The sequence below is a fragment of the Bacillus sp. V2I10 genome, assembly GCF_030817055.1.
Classification (GTDB): Bacteria; Bacillota; Bacilli; order Bacillales; family Bacillaceae; genus Bacillus_P.
In genome coordinates this window covers 3,660,312-3,678,320 of the sequence record NZ_JAUSYV010000001.1, presented here as the reverse complement: position 1 = coordinate 3,678,320, position 18,009 = coordinate 3,660,312, and the positions used below count along the sequence as shown (strand labels likewise).

General features: G+C 40.5%; 16 protein-coding genes. 14 read left to right on the top strand and 2 right to left on the bottom strand.

Annotated elements, in window-relative coordinates:
• Positions 1-32: 32 nt before the first annotated feature.
• From murB to sigG, 11 genes are all read left to right on the top strand, one after another.
• Positions 33-944 carry a UDP-N-acetylmuramate dehydrogenase gene (murB, locus tag QFZ72_RS18560; RefSeq protein ID WP_307436183.1) on the top strand — a complete coding sequence of 304 codons (912 nt, stop codon included), beginning with the start codon at positions 33-35 and terminating at the stop codon, positions 942-944.
• Positions 945-1,091: 147 nt separating this feature from the next.
• Entirely contained in the window at positions 1,092-1,931 is an 840-nt protein-coding gene (locus QFZ72_RS18555) for a cell division protein FtsQ/DivIB (protein WP_307436181.1), read from the top strand.
• Positions 1,921-2,619: a DUF881 domain-containing protein gene (locus QFZ72_RS18550; protein ID WP_307439853.1), complete on the top strand. Its 699-nt coding sequence runs from the start codon at positions 1,921-1,923 to the stop codon at positions 2,617-2,619. The genes QFZ72_RS18555 and QFZ72_RS18550 overlap by 11 nt, the downstream gene beginning before the upstream one ends.
• Before the next feature lie 12 nt (positions 2,620-2,631).
• Positions 2,632-3,351: a DUF881 domain-containing protein gene (locus QFZ72_RS18545; RefSeq protein WP_373464608.1), complete on the top strand. Its 720-nt coding sequence runs from the start codon at positions 2,632-2,634 to the stop codon at positions 3,349-3,351.
• Positions 3,351-3,713 carry a small basic family protein gene (locus QFZ72_RS18540; RefSeq protein WP_252205072.1) on the top strand — a complete coding sequence of 121 codons (363 nt, stop codon included), beginning with the start codon at positions 3,351-3,353 and terminating at the stop codon, positions 3,711-3,713. Before QFZ72_RS18545 ends, QFZ72_RS18540 begins: the two co-directional genes overlap by 1 nt.
• 218 nt (positions 3,714-3,931) lie before the next feature.
• Positions 3,932-5,221, top strand: a complete 1,290-nt coding sequence (gene ftsA / locus QFZ72_RS18535) for a cell division protein FtsA (protein WP_307436177.1) — start codon at positions 3,932-3,934, stop codon at positions 5,219-5,221.
• A gap of 44 nt (positions 5,222-5,265) precedes the next feature.
• Complete coding sequence (ftsZ, locus tag QFZ72_RS18530) at positions 5,266-6,420, top strand: cell division protein FtsZ (protein ID WP_307436174.1); 1,155 nt, start codon at positions 5,266-5,268, stop codon at positions 6,418-6,420.
• A gap of 570 nt (positions 6,421-6,990) precedes the next feature.
• Entirely contained in the window at positions 6,991-11,319 is a 4,329-nt protein-coding gene (locus QFZ72_RS18525) for a S8 family peptidase (RefSeq protein ID WP_307436172.1), read from the top strand.
• 262 nt (positions 11,320-11,581) lie between these two features.
• Positions 11,582-12,511: a sigma-E processing peptidase SpoIIGA gene (gene spoIIGA, locus QFZ72_RS18520; RefSeq protein ID WP_307436170.1), complete on the top strand. Its 930-nt coding sequence runs from the start codon at positions 11,582-11,584 to the stop codon at positions 12,509-12,511.
• A 55-nt stretch (positions 12,512-12,566) separates the two neighbouring features.
• Positions 12,567-13,286, top strand: a complete 720-nt coding sequence (gene sigE / locus QFZ72_RS18515) for an RNA polymerase sporulation sigma factor SigE (protein WP_307436168.1) — start codon at positions 12,567-12,569, stop codon at positions 13,284-13,286.
• 142 nt (positions 13,287-13,428) lie between these two features.
• The gene (gene sigG, locus QFZ72_RS18510) at positions 13,429-14,208 is read left to right on the top strand and encodes an RNA polymerase sporulation sigma factor SigG (protein ID WP_223442107.1); all 780 of its coding nucleotides are present in this window, start codon (positions 13,429-13,431) and stop codon (positions 14,206-14,208) included.
• A 29-nt stretch (positions 14,209-14,237) separates the two neighbouring features.
• On the opposite strand, the gene QFZ72_RS18505 is transcribed toward sigG, so the two are convergent.
• Together QFZ72_RS18505 and QFZ72_RS18500 are read right to left on the bottom strand one after the other, a co-directional pair.
• Positions 14,238-15,077, bottom strand: coding sequence for a TIGR03943 family putative permease subunit (locus tag QFZ72_RS18505; RefSeq protein WP_307436166.1), 840 nt, complete (start codon positions 15,075-15,077; stop codon positions 14,238-14,240).
• Positions 15,078-15,093: 16 nt separating this feature from the next.
• Complete coding sequence (locus QFZ72_RS18500) at positions 15,094-16,011, bottom strand: permease (RefSeq protein ID WP_307436163.1); 918 nt, start codon at positions 16,009-16,011, stop codon at positions 15,094-15,096.
• 127 nt (positions 16,012-16,138) lie between these two features.
• On the opposite strand from QFZ72_RS18500, the gene QFZ72_RS18495 reads away from it, so the two are divergent.
• From QFZ72_RS18495 to QFZ72_RS18485, 3 genes are all read left to right on the top strand, one after another.
• Complete coding sequence (locus QFZ72_RS18495) at positions 16,139-16,402, top strand: YlmC/YmxH family sporulation protein (protein ID WP_133311249.1); 264 nt, start codon at positions 16,139-16,141, stop codon at positions 16,400-16,402.
• Between the two features lie 92 nt (positions 16,403-16,494).
• Positions 16,495-17,334, top strand: a complete 840-nt coding sequence (pgeF, locus tag QFZ72_RS18490; protein ID WP_307436161.1) for a peptidoglycan editing factor PgeF — start codon at positions 16,495-16,497, stop codon at positions 17,332-17,334.
• Positions 17,331-17,999: a YggS family pyridoxal phosphate-dependent enzyme gene (locus tag QFZ72_RS18485; protein WP_307436158.1), complete on the top strand. Its 669-nt coding sequence runs from the start codon at positions 17,331-17,333 to the stop codon at positions 17,997-17,999. Before pgeF ends, QFZ72_RS18485 begins: the two co-directional genes overlap by 4 nt.
• Positions 18,000-18,009 lie beyond the last annotated feature (10 nt).

Here is an 18,009-nt window from a genome sequence, read left to right as displayed (position 1 = left end):
AGGAAAAGAACAATCTATTTTAGGAGGCTGTCATGGAAAAGATACTAATGAAATTACAAGAAGCAGAAGTTGGGAAAGTTGTTCAAAATGAACCGCTGGCAAGGCATACAACCATTAAAATCGGAGGACCTGCGGAAATTTTTGTAGAGCCAAATTCGATTGGAGATCTGAAAAAAACGATGGATACCGTAACAGAAAGCGGTGTTCCATGGAGAGCGATCGGCAGGGGATCTAATCTGCTTGTTGGGGATTCAGGCATTAAGGGTGTCGTGATTAAACTAGGAAAAGGACTGGATCATCTTGAAGTGGATGGAGATACCATTACTGCAGGAGGAGGCTACTCTCTAATTAAATTAACGACTGTCATCAGCAAACAGGGACTCTCCGGTCTTCAGTTCGCAGGGGGCATTCCCGGATCTGTAGGAGGAGCTGTATATATGAACGCGGGTGCTCACGGTTCTGATATGTCCAAAATCCTTGTAAAGGCTCATATTCTGTTTGAGGATGGAACGATGGAATGGCTGACAGCGGAAGAATTGGACTTTTCATACCGGACTTCCCTGCTTCAGAAGAAACGCCCGGGCATTTGCCTAGAAGCGGTTTTGAAGCTTGAGAAAGGCAATCGCGAAGAAATTGTGGCAGAACTTCAGAAAAATAAAGATTACCGCAGAGAAACTCAGCCATGGGATCATCCAAACTGCGGCAGCGTGTTTAGAAATCCCCTTCCGCATTATGCCGGCCAGCTGATTCAGGAATCAGGCCTGAAGGGCTATCAGATCGGCGGAGCGAAAATTTCCGAACTTCATGGAAATTTCATTGTGAATACAGGTAATGCCACGGCTAAAGACGTCCTTGATTTAATTGATTTTGTTAAAAAAACAATTTATGAAAAACATGGTGTCAGAATGGAAACAGAAGTTGAAATTGTCGGTGTAAATGAGTAGAGAATGCTTATCTCTTTTTCCTTTTATTGTGGTATACTGTCTTTATTGAAGGTACAGTTGCTAAACGGCATACATCATGCCGTTTGTTTCTCTTTTTAAGATGATTTTACGCCCCCGAAAGTGTTTCGGGATGAGGGGTGATTACAGTTGGAAAAAGGCAAAGTCGTTTCGCTTGAAGATCGTGTTCCAAAGCTCCAGGAGCATCGGAAACAAAAATCAAACCGCAGATTAATTTTATTTTTATCCGTCTTTTTCATCCTCATATTATTGGTGATCTACTTTCAATCTCCGCTTAGCAAAGTATCTTCCATAGATGTTGCCGGAAATAAGACAGTATCTGATGAAGAAATAATAAATATGAGTGGAATCACAGCAAAATCCGGCTTTTGGAGCATTGGTGAAAAAGAAGTGAATGATGCCCTGTCAGATTTTGAACAGATTCAAAATGTTAAATTGGACAAGCAATTGCCTAATAAAGTAACGATTGTGGTAGAAGAATATCATAAAGTGGCCTATATCGTAAAAGGAGATCAATACTCCCCCATACTTGAAAACGGCAAAACACTCGATCCTTTGGAAGGGACTTTTCCAGACGATGCGCCGCTTCTAATTAATTGGAGCAAGGCTGAAGAGATTGAAGAAATGGCCATGGAACTCATGAGTCTTCCTGACAGTGTAACGAATGCGATTTCTGAAATCTACCATACACCTGAAAAAACGGACCCATGGCATATTACGCTATACATGAATGACGGATATGAAGTGCAGGCCTCAGTACGCAGCTTTTCAAAAAAAATGATTGATTATCCGGCCATTGTCAGCCAGCTTGCGCCAAATTCCAAAGGCATTATTCATATGGAAGTCGGAACCTATTTCGAATCATTCGATAAGAAGGATGAAGCTGCACAAGAAGCAGCGGAAGACGGAGCCGCATTAGAAGCAGAGCCGGAGGGGACAGAGCAAAATGAAAATGAAGATGAGAGGTAGATATGTTGTTCTCTCTTTAATCATGCTTGTTCTCGGTTTTTTAGTTTCGTTTTCTTATCAGCTCACGAAAGAACAGCGTCCTAATAATGGAATTTCTTCTGAACAGTGGACCAAAGAGTATGAAACAAGACAGCTGCTGATTAAGCAGGAGGAAAGAAATACAGAGCTTCAAAAGGAACTATTTAAAAGCCAGGAAAAAGTAAGAGAAATTGAAGAAAATCTGAAGAATGAAAAGCAGATTTACTTTAATCTTGTGGAAGATGTTGAAAAGTACAGAATGTATGTAGGCGAACTGGGTGTAGCAGGGGAGGGCATTGAAGTTACTTTGGAGGATTCCTCCTACATTCCAGAAGGGGAAAATGTAAATAATTATATTGTTCATGAAGGCCATATTTTTAAAGTGATCAATGAATTGCTTATTTCGGGCGCAAGTACCATCGCCATCAATGGACAAAGATTATCGCATGATTCGTATATATATTGTAATGGTCCTGTCGTTACTGTGGATGGAAATCAATTTCCAGCTCCCTTTGTCATTTCTGCCATCGGCGAGCCTGCTGTTCTGGATCAGGCATTAAATATCGCCGGCGGTATTGTCGAGCAGATTGCTTACGATAATATCGTGATAACCCTTGAGAAAAAAAACGAAATAAAGATGAATCCATTATTGCAAGAAAAGAAATCTTGATAGGTGGTTGCCTTGAAGAAAAATCTTAAGGGTGTCAGCTTTGCATTACTGACTATGATATTTGGTTTAATGCTTGCCGTTCAATTTCAGTCGATTCTGGAACCGGCAGTAAGAGACACACGTGACATGTGGCAATTGAGGGAGGCCCTCAAGCAGGAACAAGAGACTCAATCAAACCTTCTGCTTGAGATCCGCAAATACGAAGAGCTGATTGATACATACGAAAATGACGAAAATCAAAGTGCAGAAAAAACGCTGAAAGAGACTCTTAAAGAACTTAAAAATGAAGCGGGATTAACGGAAGTAACAGGAGCGGGTGTAGTCATTACAATTGAACCCCTGTTTGATGAAGCAGTATCTCAGACAGAGGTTGAAAACATTGCACCGGATTTGCTGAAACGATTGTTGAATGAGCTGAATTCTTATGGTGCTGAGCATGTCTCTATCGCAGACAGAAGAGTTGTGAATACAACCGTCATCCGTGATATTAATGGTCAAACAAAAATGGACGGGTACAGTTTGAATTCATATCCAATTGAAATTAAAGTCATTTCAGACGACGCTGAAAAGCTCTTTAGCAGACTAAACGGGTCTACGACAATGGACACCTTTGCTATTGACAATTTACGGCTCACAATTTCGGAGCCCAAGGATCGGATTGTCATACCTCCATATGATGACGCGATTCGGATTAAAAACATGAAGCCTGTTGAGGAAGGAGAGAAATCATAATGTGGCTTCCCATTTTAGGATTAATATTAGGAATAACATTGGGACTGCTCACTGATTTCCGAATTCCCAGTGAATATTCGAATTATCTGTCCATTGCTATACTTGCTGCACTGGATACTCTTCTTGGAGGTATTCGCGCTCATCTGCAAAATATGTACGATGAGATGGTTTTTGTATCCGGATTTTTCTTCAACATCATATTGGCTGCAAGTTTAGCTTTTCTAGGTGTTCATCTTGGTGTAGACTTGTATTTGGTAGCAATATTTGCTTTTGGTGTCAGACTGTTCCAAAATATTGCTGTAATCAGACGAATTTTAATTTCCAATTGGACTCAATCACGCCAAAAACTAAAAAAAAGTTGATTTTTTAAGAGGGAAAATCAAGGATTTGACGAATACTCACTTTAGTATGTATTTATTAAGAAGAGTCCGTATTAAGGACATGGAAAATAAATGTGACAATGAGAAGTCAATTATCACAATATTTTTCACTATTGTTACAAATATGTAAAACTAGATTCATTGTATTGTTGTTCCTCTAATAATAGAATGGAAATGAAAAGTTAAGGAGGTGCCATAGAATGAACAACAATGAAATCTTTGTAAGTCTAGACATCGGTACATCCAGTGTTAAGGTTATCATCGGTGAAATGGCAGATGATAATTTAAACATTATAGGTGTAGGCAATGTGAAATCTGAAGGATTAAGAAAAGGGTCGATCGTTGATATTGACGAGACCGTTCATTCTATTAAAAAAGCGGTGGAGCAGGCAGAAAGAATGGTTGGCATACCGCTTAAAAGAGTCGTAGTAGGGGTGACTGGCAATCACGTTCAGTTGCAGGATTGTCACGGGGTTGTTGCAGTTTCAAGTGACAATCGTGAAATTGCTAATGAAGACATAAGAAGAGTGATTGAAGCAGCTCAAGTTATGTCTATACCTCCTGAACGAGAAATAATAGATGTTATTCCTCAGCAATTCATAGTCGATGGTCTGGATGAAATCAGCGATCCGCGCGGAATGATTGGTGTCCGTCTTGAAATGGAAGGCACCATTATTACAGGATCTAGAACGATTTTACATAATCTGCTTCGCTGTGTTGAAAAAGCAGGTCTTGAAATAACGGATATTTGCCTGCAGCCGCTTGCATCAGGAGCCGTTGCATTATCAAAAGATGAAAAAAATCTCGGTGTAGCATTGGTTGATATTGGAGGGGGATCCACGACGATTGCTGTCTTTGATCAAGGTCATCTGCAAACGACAAGCGTCCTTCCAATTGGCGGCGAGAACATAACGAAAGACCTTTCAATCGGACTTCGCACAACAACTGACGAGGCTGAGCGCATTAAAGTGAAACATGGACATGCTTTTTATGATTATGCTTCTGAAGAAGAAGTGTTTGAAGCTGCGATTATTGGCACAGACCAAAAACAGCAATTCAATCAGCTTGAAATATCTGATATTATAGAAGCTAGACTTGAAGAAATGTTTGAACTCGTTTTACACGAGATTAAGAGACTGGGTGTAAGAGACTTGCCTGGCGGATTTGTTCTGACTGGTGGAACGGTCAGTATGCCAGGAGTTCTTGAGATTTCCCAGGCTGTTCTGCAAAATAACGTTCGCATTGCAAGCCCAGATTATATTGGTGTAAGAGAACCTAAATATATGACAGGTGTAGGCTTGATCCAATTTGCTTATAAAAATGCGAAGATTCAAGGCAGAAGCATCAGTTCGAATGTTGTTCCTGATAAGATTGAGAAAACGTCTCAAAGAGAACCTCAGCATCAGCAGCAGCAGCGTTCAAAACCAAAAGAAAAAGAAGAGAAAAAAGAAAGCAAAGTAAAAAAATTCTTTGGTTACTTCTTTGAATAACCTGCATCAAGAGGAAGTCATTCGATGGATTAGGAGGATTTTGTATGTTGGAGTTTGAAAGCAATATTGATGGAATGGCAACAATTAAAGTTATTGGGGTTGGCGGCGGAGGAAACAACGCTGTTAACCGTATGATAGAACACGGTGTTCAAGGAGTAGATTTTATTGCGGTGAACACGGATGCACAGGCACTGAACCTATCTAAAGCAGAAACAAGAATGCAGATTGGTTCTAAGCTGACAAGAGGCCTTGGCGCAGGTGCTAATCCTGAAGTGGGAAAAAAGGCGGCTGAAGAAAGCAAGGAGCAGATTGAAGAAGCTTTAAGAGGCGCAGATATGGTTTTCGTTACAGCTGGAATGGGCGGAGGAACAGGAACTGGAGCAGCTCCAGTTATTGCCCAGATCGCTAAAGACTTAGGGGCTTTAACTGTAGGTGTTGTCACTCGTCCGTTTACGTTTGAAGGACGCAAGCGTGCAATGCAGGCAGCAGGCGGAATTTCTTCAATGAAGGAATCAGTTGACACATTAATCGTGATTCCTAATGACCGTCTTCTTGAAATCGTAGATAAAAATACTCCTATGCTAGAAGCTTTCCGTGAAGCGGACAACGTTTTACGCCAGGGTGTACAAGGTATTTCTGACTTGATCGCTGTACCTGGACTCATCAACCTTGACTTTGCGGATGTTAAAACAATTATGTCTAATAAAGGTTCTTCATTAATGGGTATTGGTGTTGCAACTGGAGAAAGCAGAGCTGCAGAAGCTGCTAAGAAAGCAATCTCAAGTCCGCTGCTTGAAACATCAATTGATGGTGCTCAAGGTGTCCTAATGAACATTACAGGCGGATCTAACTTAAGCTTGTACGAAGTTCAGGAAGCTGCTGATATTGTAGCAACTGCATCTGATCAAGATGTTAACATGATTTTCGGATCTGTTATCAATGAAAACTTAAAAGATGAAATTGTTGTGACGGTTATTGCGACTGGTTTCAATGAAGTTGAAATCAACCACAGCAAACCCACATCAAGACCTTTTGGGAATAATACATCGCCAAAACCTATGCCAAAGCCTCGCGACGTAAGAGAAATGAAGCGTGAGCGCGAAGAGCCTGCACAAGAAATGACAAACCGTTCTATGCAGCAAGGTGAAGATACACTCGATATTCCAACATTCTTAAGAAACCGTAATAAACGCCGATAAAATATCGGAAAACCTGGCCCCTTTGGCCAGGTTTTTTTTGCCTGAAATTCTCTTACAACAGCAGCCATCACTTTCTGGACAATTCATTATAGTCTTAAACTCTGGCTGACAATTGAACTATGTTGTCCGATTTACGATACTTTTGAATGAAATGACTTCTTCATTATCGCCTCTGATTGTGGCTTAAGACTCTCTCTCTCGCTTACTGTATATCTTAATATGGATAAAAAAGGAAATACGAATCATTTTTCTCTCAACCTAAGAACCTCCTTTTCAAATAGATAGATTTACCCCCATAAAAAATGCTATAAACATCCTTATTGAACCTATATAAAATCTCATTTTTGCAAGATCCAAAGTTTTTGGCGGAAGATCATTTGGACTACGAAGGAAAAGAGGATGCTCCTACTATATCCTCGTTTTTGGAAAATTAAGAAAAATCTTACATATAATGACAAAATAATCAAAATACTTTCATTAAATTAATGTTAACAGCCCAGAACTGACAAAGAGATCAGGGGAAGGGGGATATGTTTCAATCATTTTAAATTTAAAGGGGGAATTTTAGGAATGCAGAAGAAACATGTTAAATTGCTTAGTATTTTGTCAATTTTTATCCTGCTTCTTACCATGCTTGCTCCGAGTGTTTCAACAGCAAGCTCAAAATCTGGCGTCAGCACCTCTGTAAAAGACCAGAAAAACATACAGGCCGGGAAAGTCTCCAAAAAATTGACTCAGGCATTCGAAAAAGATGAAAAAGTAACGTTTCTCATAAAGTTAAAAGATCAAGTTGATACGGGTAAAGTGGCTAAAGATGCAATGAAAGAAGCAGCTAAAGATAAAGACTCAAAAGCCCAAGCAAAATTTGAAAAACGTTCTGCTGTTGTCTCTTCGCTAAGAGCAAAAGCGATTGAAACACAGCAAAATCTTAAAACATACTTAACAAAAGAAGTGAATGCGGGCAATGCGAAAGGTATTCAATCCTTTTACATCGTAAATGGCATGGCTGTAACTGCTACGGAGGAAGTGATGGAGCAGGTTGCATCATTTCCTGAGGTAGAGAAAGTGCTTCCAAATGAAATGAGGCAATTAAACGCAGAGTCCGCCAAAAAAGAAAAGGCTGTCCAAAAGTCAGCGGAATCTAAAGCGGCGCAAGCAAGCACAGAATGGAATATCGATCAAATTGGCGCACCTGCTGCCTGGGAAATGGGAATCGACGGGAGCGGGACAGTTGTTGCTTCCATTGATACGGGTGTTCAGTGGGATCATCCGGCTTTAAAGGATAACTACCGGGGTTATAACCCTGCAGCTCCTGAATCACCTGATCATCAATTCAACTGGTTTGATGCTACTGCTGCTCAATCAGCTCCATATGATGATCAAGGTCACGGAACACATGTTACAGGTACGATGGTAGGGGCTGAACCAAACGGCAGCAATCAAATAGGCGTAGCTCCTGGAGCAAAATGGATAGCTGTTAAAGCATTTACGGAAGATGGCGGATCAGATGTAGATCTATTGGCAGCTGGAGAATGGATTATTGCTCCAAAAGATGCTAATGGCAATCCCCACCCGGAAATGGCGCCTGATGTTGTCAACAATTCCTGGGGCGGAGGATCTGGACTTGATGAATGGTACAGACCAATGGTCCAAGCCTGGCGTGCAGCTGATATTTTTCCGGAATTTTCAGCTGGAAACACGACTATATTCAATCCTGGAGGACCTGGTTCAATCTCCAATCCAGCAAACTATCCGGAATCCTTTGCTACTGGTGCGACTGACATAAATAATCAATTGGGTACATTTTCTCTACAGGGGCCATCACCTTATGATGAAACGAAACCGGATATTTCAGCCCCTGGCGTAAATATTCGTTCATCGGTCCCAGGAAGTGCTTATGAAGGCGGATGGAATGGGACATCAATGGCAGGCCCGCATGTTGCAGCTGTAGTTGCGCTGCTTAGACAAGTTGACTCCTCAATTACTGTTGACGAAATTGAGGAAGTCCTCACCACAACGGCCACACCGCTTATAGATTCAACGTTTACAAGCTCTCCGAATAATGGATATGGTCATGGACTAGTTAACGCATATGATGCCGTTTCCTCACTTATGACAGGGCTTGGCAAAGTAAAAGGTCAAGTAGCAAAAGAAGGGGAAGATACTGAGGCTCCTGTCTTTTTGCACACCGCTCCGGATGAAACCTTTGCAGGCATGAATCTGCCGCTCACAATCGCTGTTCAGGATAACGTGAGTGTAACGAATGTCTCACTTCATTATCAGGATAACAGTGGAGAGTGGCAAATCGCTGAAGCTCAAAGAATTTCAGGAGATTATCTGGACGGAGTATACGAGGCGGTCATACCGGGCAGTGCGATAATGGAAGGCACATTCATATACAAATGGAAGGCTGTCGACTTTGGTGCAAACGAAGTCGTTTCTGATGAGTATGAAATTGCTGTAAAGCCAGGGATTTCGACTGGTTATGAACAGGATTTTGAGTCAGGAGCGTCCGGCTGGACCTCGTATGGAACAAAAAACAGCTGGGAGCATGGTGTTCCAATAAATGGACCAGGCAATGCAGCCTCAGGTGAAAACGTATATGCTACAAATTTAGATGGTGATTATGAAAATGGCTCAAATATGAATTTGCTCATGCCTCCAATTGATCTTCCGCAAGAAGGACAGGCATTTTTGCAGTTCAAACAATGGCATGAATTAGAAGCCAGATATGATTTTGGTCATGTTTTTGTTTCAACAGATCAGGAAAACTGGACACAGGCATTGCGTGTGAATGGCGTTACAACAGGCTGGATAGATGGACAAGTGGATCTATCACAATATGCCGGTCAAAGAATTTATGTTCAGTTTAATGTAACGACTGACGGAAGTGTTGTCAAAGACGGATGGTATATAGACGATGTGAAATTAACAAATACAGCCCTTGAAACACCTAGTAAAGCAAGTCTTGGCATAGATAAAAAACCAGTAAGTGAGACAAAAGCCGGAATAGAGAAGAAAGAAAAGGTAGATCCTGAAAAAATTTCTCCGGCTCCATATGTGAAAAAGAGCAGCGAAAGTCAAGAAAATGCAGAGCCGGCAGCACTTCCGCTGCGTGCACAGGTAAGTGTTCTTGAAACAGGACGCTCAACTTATTCCAGTCTTCAGGATGGAAGCTATGAAATCGTGCACGGTGCCGGATCATATACCCTGCAGGCGGAAGCTTATGGATATGAGTCTGAGACTCAGGCTGTAACTATTGAAAATGATGATGTAACAGAATCAAACTTCATTCTGGAAGAACTGCCAAAGGGGACGGTCAGCGGTACAGTAACAAATGATGTAACTGGAGAGCCAATCCCGAATGCAACTCTTCTTTTAGTAGAGGATGCTGCCATTACTCCTGTTCAAACAAACAGTGAGGGTGAGTATGCCATTGTTGCTTATGAAGGGGAATATACGCTCAAAGCAATGGCACCGTCCTATTACGGAAAAGACGTTCAAATCGAAATTGAAGCCGATCAGACAATGATTCAAAATGTAACGTTAAAACCATTCATCGGTTATCCTGGTGAAATCGGGTATGATGACGGCACTGCTGAAAATGCGCGTGCATTCAATGCTGCCGGCAACGGATGGGCAGTAAAAATGTCCCTTGCTGAAGGAAATGAGCGTGCAATAGTAACGGGCGGATTGTTCCGTTTCTGGGATACTGAATGGCCGGTGCCAGGGGGAACTGAATTCCAGGTAGCCATTTATGATGCATCCGGACCAGACGGTGCACCAGGAAAAAAACTCGCTGGACCGATTGACGCAACTGCTCTGCGCAACGGAGAATGGACAATGGTGAACTTGCTCGACCAGGGAGTCGTTGTAGATGGAGACTTCTATTTGGTTTACATTCAGACAAAAGCTAACCCGAACTCTCCGGGACTCGCTACAGATGAAAATGGAGAAAATGCCGGACGCAGTTATCAGATGGTCGGAGGAGCATGGTCAGCTTCACCTGCTGAAGAAGGGAATTACATGATTCGTGCAATCGTGAATTATGAAGTGACAGCACCTGAGATCACTTCGCCTAAAGAAGAAACTTTTACGAATCAGGAAAAGGCAGTTGTTGAAGGAAAAGCAGCTCCAACTACAACTGTACATGTATATAATGGAAGTTCAGAAGCTGCTGCAGTACAAGCAGCTGTAAATGGTACATTCCGTGCAGAAGTTACACTGCAGGAAGGGGAAAACGTGCTGACTGCAAAATCTAGTACAGAAGCCGGAATAACAGATGCTTCAAATGCGGTAAAGGTTACTCTGGATAAAACGAAGCCGCAATTCACCGTTGAAAATCCTAAAAACGGTGAAAAATTCAATACAGAAGCGTTAACTGTCAGCGGAACTGTAACAGATGAAAACCTTGACTGGATTAAGGTAAATGGACAAAAAGCGATCGTTAAAGATGGAACTTTCTCTAAGCGGATTCTGCTGGAAAATGGAGAAAACATCATTACTGTTCTTGCTGCTGACAAAGCTTCCAACCGATTAAAGAAAACAGTAAAAGTATATGTAAAGTATGACGCGCCTGTCATTGAAAACATCCAGCCGTCTGCAGATAAATATATGAAATCAGGAGAAAGTGTGAAGATTGAGTTTACTAGTGAAGAAGATCTCGATGCAACATTTGTGCTTCATATGCCGCTCACAAACGCAAGCGTCCAAAATGCAACGGAGCTGCCGCTGAGAGAAACGTCTCCTCGCCATTACGAAGGATACTATACCGCGACATCGAACATGAAGGCTGACGGAGCACGGATTGAAGTAATCGCAAGAGATGACTTCGGCAATGAAACAAGAGCGATTGCTGAAGGCAAATTATTCATAAATGGAAAGAAACCAACGAAATAAAAAGTTTCTAAAGGTAAAAAAACTCTTTTTTCTGCATGGCAGAAAAAAGAGTTTTTCATTTTTGAGAGGACCATAAACACGAAAAAATGCCATCTTTTTTCATCGACAAATAATCGCGATATCTATCAAAAATACACGATTTTATCGGCAGTAACTGACAGACTTCACCTGTGCGTCTCAGCTATACTATTACTATCCAATCGGACAGTGCCCTTATTTTTCAATGGGCATGTGAAATCACCTTTGGGGAAAGGAGTTTCACGTGTCAATCTATTTAGATGTTATATGGTTATTAAATTTTTCCTTTGATTTACTGCTGCTGCTTCTTACCGCCATTCTATTGAAAAGGAAAATTTGGAAGCTGCGGATTGTGATTGGTGCCCTTATTGGATCGAGTATTATTCTATTGATGTTTACTCCATTTGCTTCTTTTGCGGTTCACCCTTTCGGCAAACTCTTTGTCTCAATTATGATGGTGCTGTCAGCCTTTGGTTTTAAACGGTTTAAATATTTTGCACAGTCACTGTTTACCTTTTATTTTGTCACCTTTATGGTAGGCGGCGGAATGATTGGGGCCCATTACTTTATTCAGACGGAGATTGGCATTTTTGATGGTATTCTGATGACAAACAAAGGAGGCTTTGGCGATCCGATCAGCTGGCTGTTTGTCTTAATCGGTTTTCCTGCAGCTTGGATTTTTTCAAGGAAACGGCTCGATGATTTAGAAATGAAAAAAATTCAGTATGATCAAATCGTTTCAGTATCAATAAAAATCGGTGATATTTCATTCTGTTTAAAAGGGCTGATAGACAGCGGCAATCAGCTTTATGATCCTATATCAAAAAGTCCCGTCATGATTGTAGATGCACGGAAAGCAGCTGAATATTTGCCTGATCCCCTTATTTCTATTGCCTTACAAGAGGATGTCATGGCAGCACTTGCAGCTTCCGAGGAACCACATCCGCTAGAGCACAGGGTGCGGATTATTCCGTTTCGGGTAGTGGGAAAGTCCAATCAATTTTTAATCGGTTTAAAACCAGATGAAGTGATCATCACCACTGCAGATGAGACCATCCAGGTACCTAAAGCAATTGTAGGATTAAACCGAACAAGCCTGTCGCCTGAAGAAGAATTTGAATGCATCGTTCATCCGAAAATGCTTCAGAGCGGGTCCATACAAGACGTCTCTTGAGGGCCATCCTGTAGTATTTTACTCATAACATCTGAAAAATAGAAGGGGGAGAACTATGAAAAAACTAAAATTGCATGTAACCTATCTATGGTACAAATTATTAATGAAGCTTGGCCTGAAAACAGATGAAATTCACTACATAGGCGGAAGTGAAGCGCTGCCGCCTCCGCTTTCAAAAGATGAAGAAGAAATCCTGCTCAGAAAGCTGCCGGGCGGTGATCAGGCCGCGCGCTCCATTTTAATTGAGCGAAACCTCCGATTGGTTGTTTACATCGCCCGCAAATTTGAGAACACGGGCATCAATATTGAAGATTTAATCAGCATTGGAACAATCGGATTAATCAAAGCAGTAAATACCTTTAACCCGGAAAAGAAAATTAAGCTTGCCACATATGCATCACGATGCATCGAAAATGAAATCTTAATGTATTTGCGCCGCAATAATAAAATTCGTTCAGAAGTTTCCTTTGATGAACCTTTAAACATTGACTGGGATGGAAATGAGCTTCTCCTGTCGGATGTGCTTGGAACTGAGGAAGATATTATTACAAAAGATCTGGAAGCAAATGTTGACCGTAAATTGCTATTAAAGGCCCTTCAGCAGCTGAATGAAAGGGAAAAGCAAATTATGGAGCTCCGTTTTGGGCTTCAGGGGGGAGAGGAAAAAACCCAAAAAGATGTCGCAGATATGCTTGGGATATCCCAGTCCTACATTTCGAGGCTTGAAAAAAGAATTATTAAAAGATTGCGTAAAGAATTCAATAAAATGGTCTAAAAATTTTTTTATCCAGAAAATTTCCAATCCCGGCATGGTTTTGTCCGTTTGTGAATGATTTCACCGCTTGGACATGTGCATATTTTTCCCACCTAAGGAGATACTTAACTCTGTACAGCAGCTCCTGTTAGGAGGGAAAGATGTGGCAAGAAATAAAGTTGAAATTTGCGGAGTAGATACTTCCAAACTTCCAGTCCTAAAAAATGAGGAAATGAGAATTTTGTTCAGGGAAATGCAAAGCGGTGAACTATCAGCAAGAGAAAAGTTGGTAAACGGCAATTTACGCCTGGTTTTAAGCGTCATTCAGCGTTTTAACAACCGGGGAGAGTTTGTTGATGACCTGTTTCAAGTTGGCTGCATTGGACTTATGAAATCGATTGATAATTTCGATCTTGGCCAAAATGTAAAATTTTCAACTTATGCTGTACCCATGATAATAGGGGAAATCAGAAGATATTTGCGGGACAATAATCCAATCCGCGTATCAAGATCTCTTCGTGATATTGCCTATAAAGCTTTGCAGGTCAGAGAACAATTAATGAGCAAAACCTCAAGGGAACCTACCGCTGAAGAGATTTCCCGGGTTCTAGAAGTTCCTCATGAAGAAATTGTTTTTGCTCTAGATGCTATTCAAGATCCCGTTTCTCTGTTTGAACCGATTTACAATGATGGGGGCGACCCGATTTATGTAATGGATCAGCTGAGCGATGAGAAAAACCGAGATTCTCATTGGATAGAAGAAATCGCTTTAAAAGAAGGAATGAGACGGCTGAATGACCGTGAAAAGCTGATTCTCAGAAAGCGTTTCTTTCAAGGGAAAACTCAAATGGAAGTAGCAGAAGAAATAGGTATTTCTCAAGCGCAGGTTTCAAGACTTGAGAAAGCTGCAATCAAACAAATGAATAAGAACATACAAAATTAGGACTGTTCATCTGAACAGTCCTTTTTACATTAGTATCCTCTGTAGACATAAGGATCTTTCGGCTCATTGATTTTTTTCCATGATTCAGCCTTTAAATAAGGTATTTCAGACTTGAAAGGCTGATAATAAATAGTTGATAACGTACCTTTTACTTGAACCCATTCATCATCTTTTAATTTGACCTCTTCAGGAAGTTCTACAAGCATTCCGTAAACCCCAGAATCTGCGATACAGTGTATAATACCGAAGCGCAAAACAAAAATCTGATTTTTATTAATGGATTCTCCCTTAAAAGCAAATCCATCAAACTGAATGGTTTTATCTGTAAACTCGCCCGGAAACTGATAAATCGTCTCAAGGGTCTTTAAATAATTAACATCATTTAATTGAATCGAAGCCTGTTTAGAATATTTTTTCAGTTCCTCATGCATTAAGTCATAATGTCCCTCTTTCCCATAATAAACACTTGTATCCGGCATTAAATATTGATTACGTGAAAATTCACCGGAATTTTCAATGTTTTGAAAGGTAAAGCCTTTTGCTTTAACAATAGTAGAATCCAATTTGGCAATCGGAAAAAAGAAACCTGCAATTAACGGATATATAAAAACGCAGCTGAGTAAAAATCTGCCTAAACTGGACGGTTTATCGTGATGGTGATCATGATGGCAGCAGTTTGTTTCACAATCGCCATCTTCAGGGGTTTTAAAATACGTATAGGCCTGAATGGCAGTTAGCAGGGCAAAAATAAAAATCGCACTATAAGACAAGTAAGCATACTTCATGTTGATATACTTTGTAATATTTCCAGAAGCATGAAGGTGAAAAAAGAAATAAGTAAATGCCATTAACAGCAAGATTCGGAACAATGTGATAGATCCTCCTTTAGATAAGCAGTGAGCCAATCAGCACTAAAACTGTGATATAGGCTATCAATGTAAAAACAAATTTTTTCTTGAAAGCATCAAGCATCATAAGCGTATTTTTTATATCGATCATGGGGCCGAATACTAAGAAGGCAACAATGGAACCTGTTGAAAAAGTGCTTGTAAATGAAGATGCAATAAAAGCATCCGCTTCTGAACACAGAGATAAGATAAATGCAAGGCCCATCATGACTGCTGACGAAGATAATTCATTTTGTCCTATCGCAAGCAGGGTAGAAGTCTTAATAAATGTTTGCATCGCAGCCGCAATGAAAGCTCCAATAATTAAGTATTTTCCCACTGAGAAGAATTCATCGACAGCATGCTGCAGGGCTCCCAAAAGTTTATGAAAGAAATGAGGTTCACCTTTTAAATCATGAGTATGAATGTCCAAAGTTTTTTTCTCTATAAGCTGTTGACTATTATACTGAAATGAGATGATCAGGCCGACTATAATGGAGACAATGATTGCAAGACCTCCGCGATAAAGCATGATGTCCCAATTATTGCCGAATGCAACATAGGTTGAAAATAAGACAATTGGATTAATAACTGGCCCTGTCAGCATAAACGCGATTCCCATATGCAAGGGAACTCCTTTTAAAATAAGCCTTCTGACAATTGGGATAATCCCGCATTCACATGCAGGGAATAATGCGCCAATAAATGTCCCGTAAAGAACAGAAAGAAAACGGTTTTTAGGGATGAATTTAGAAACCATCTGCTCTGTAATGAAAATTTGTATGATGCCAGAAATAAATACTCCCAAAAGTACAAAAGGCATTGCTTCTATTAAAATACTTATAAAAATGGAATTCATTTGAAAAAAAGCTTGTTTTGTCACTTGAAATCCTCCGCTTTGAACGATAATTTTCATTTTGATGCACTGAATTATATCATAATATTCTTTATGAAAAACTTGTATCGAAGGAATAGGATAAAAAGCTTGAATAGATTTATGAAGTAACATCATATAGTTAAAGTAAGAACAGGGGGCGGTTGCGGTGATGAATATCTCTGAATTTCAGACGAAAGATGTTGTCAATGTTTCAGATGGCAAGAAGCTTGGGATTGTATCAGATTTCGATATAAATGTGACAACGGGCAAAATTCAGGCTGTGATTATTAGCGGAACTGGTAAAGTGTTAGGTTTTTTTGGAAAAGATGAAGAACTGGTTGTTCCCTGGAGAAATATCGTGAAAATTGGAGAAGATGTTATTTTAGTGCGTGTAAATAGGGAGATAGACCAAAATAATGAATTAATTTAACAATCTTTCTGTCGGAATGGGAAAGATGTGGTAAAATATAGTCGTGTATAACGAAACATGCAGCAATCTGTAAACAAAAGGAATGAACATTTATGACTCAGCAGCCGTTTCAACTGCAGCATGAAACCTATTTGAAAAGCCCGGTCTGGGAAAAATTAAATGAAGAGCTTGTTGTCGGTTTTACAACAAAAAACGGCGGGATAAGCTGTGGAGATTTCCACTCGCTGAATCTTGGCCTGCATGTAAAGGACAAACCAGAAAATGTTGTTTTAAATCGAAGACGATTAGCAGATGAGCTGAAATCACCTCTAGAAAACTGGATTTGTGCAGATCAGGTCCATGACAGCAGCATTTATAAAGTGAGTCAGTCAGATAAAGGCAAAGGAATACTTGATTATGAATCAGCAATCGGTGCAACGGATGGCCTTTATACACAAGAAGAGAATTTGATGCTTGCTCTTTGCTATGCAGACTGTGTTCCATTGTATTTTTATGAACATGAAAAAAAGCTGATTGGAACAGCACATGCCGGATGGAAAGGCACTGTCAAAGACATAGGCGGGAAAATGATCCAAACATGGATAAAGGACGAAGAAGCTGACGTTGCCTCCATTTATGCAATAATTGGTCCATCAATCGGACCCTGCTGCTATGTAGTTGACGATTACGTTATTGAAAAAGTCAATCAAGTTATTCGGAATACTGTTGCACCGCCATATCACAAAGTATCTGAGGGTCAGTATTCTCTAGATCTAAAACAGCTGAACAAACAATTGCTGATTCATGCAGGTGTGAAAGAGGACCGGATTTTGACGAGTTCTTTATGTACAAGCTGTGAATCATCCATGTTTTTTTCCCATCGCAGAGACTCAGGATCGACTGGGAGAATGTTCAGTTTTATCGGTTTAACGAGGAGGCACGAGCAGCTATGAGTGTAGCATACAACTTAAATGAAATTAATGCCCGAATTGAAAATACATGTTCAAAAATAGGACGAAATCCTAATGAAATTCAAATCATTGCAGTTACAAAATATGTAGATATAGATCGTGCAAAAGAAGCGTTAAGTGCTGGCATAAGTCATCTGGGAGAAAACAGGAATGAAGGGCTCAGCGAAAAATATACAGCAATTGGATCAGAGGCAAAATGGCACTTTATCGGAACACTGCAGACCAGAAAAGTGAAGGATATCATCGGGAAAGCAGATTATATTCATTCCCTTGACAGAATTTCACTGGCAAAAGAAATCAGCAAACGTGCCGATAATAAAATAGATTGCTTTATCCAGGTAAATACATCAGGCGAAGAATCTAAGCATGGTATGGCTCCAAATGAGGTTTTGCCATTTGTTAATGAACTCGGCAGCTTTCCATACATAAACGTAGCAGGATTAATGACAATGGCTCCTCATACAGACGATACAACTGTTTTAAGGCAATCATTCTCCAGATTAAGGGGGTTAAGCGAAGAAGTAAGAGCGCTTAACTTGCCTTATGCCCCGTGCAAAGAGCTTTCAATGGGCATGTCGAATGATTTCGAGATTGCGATTGAAGAAGGCGCAACCTTCATACGTATAGGCTCTGCCCTGGTAGGATAAGAAATCGGAG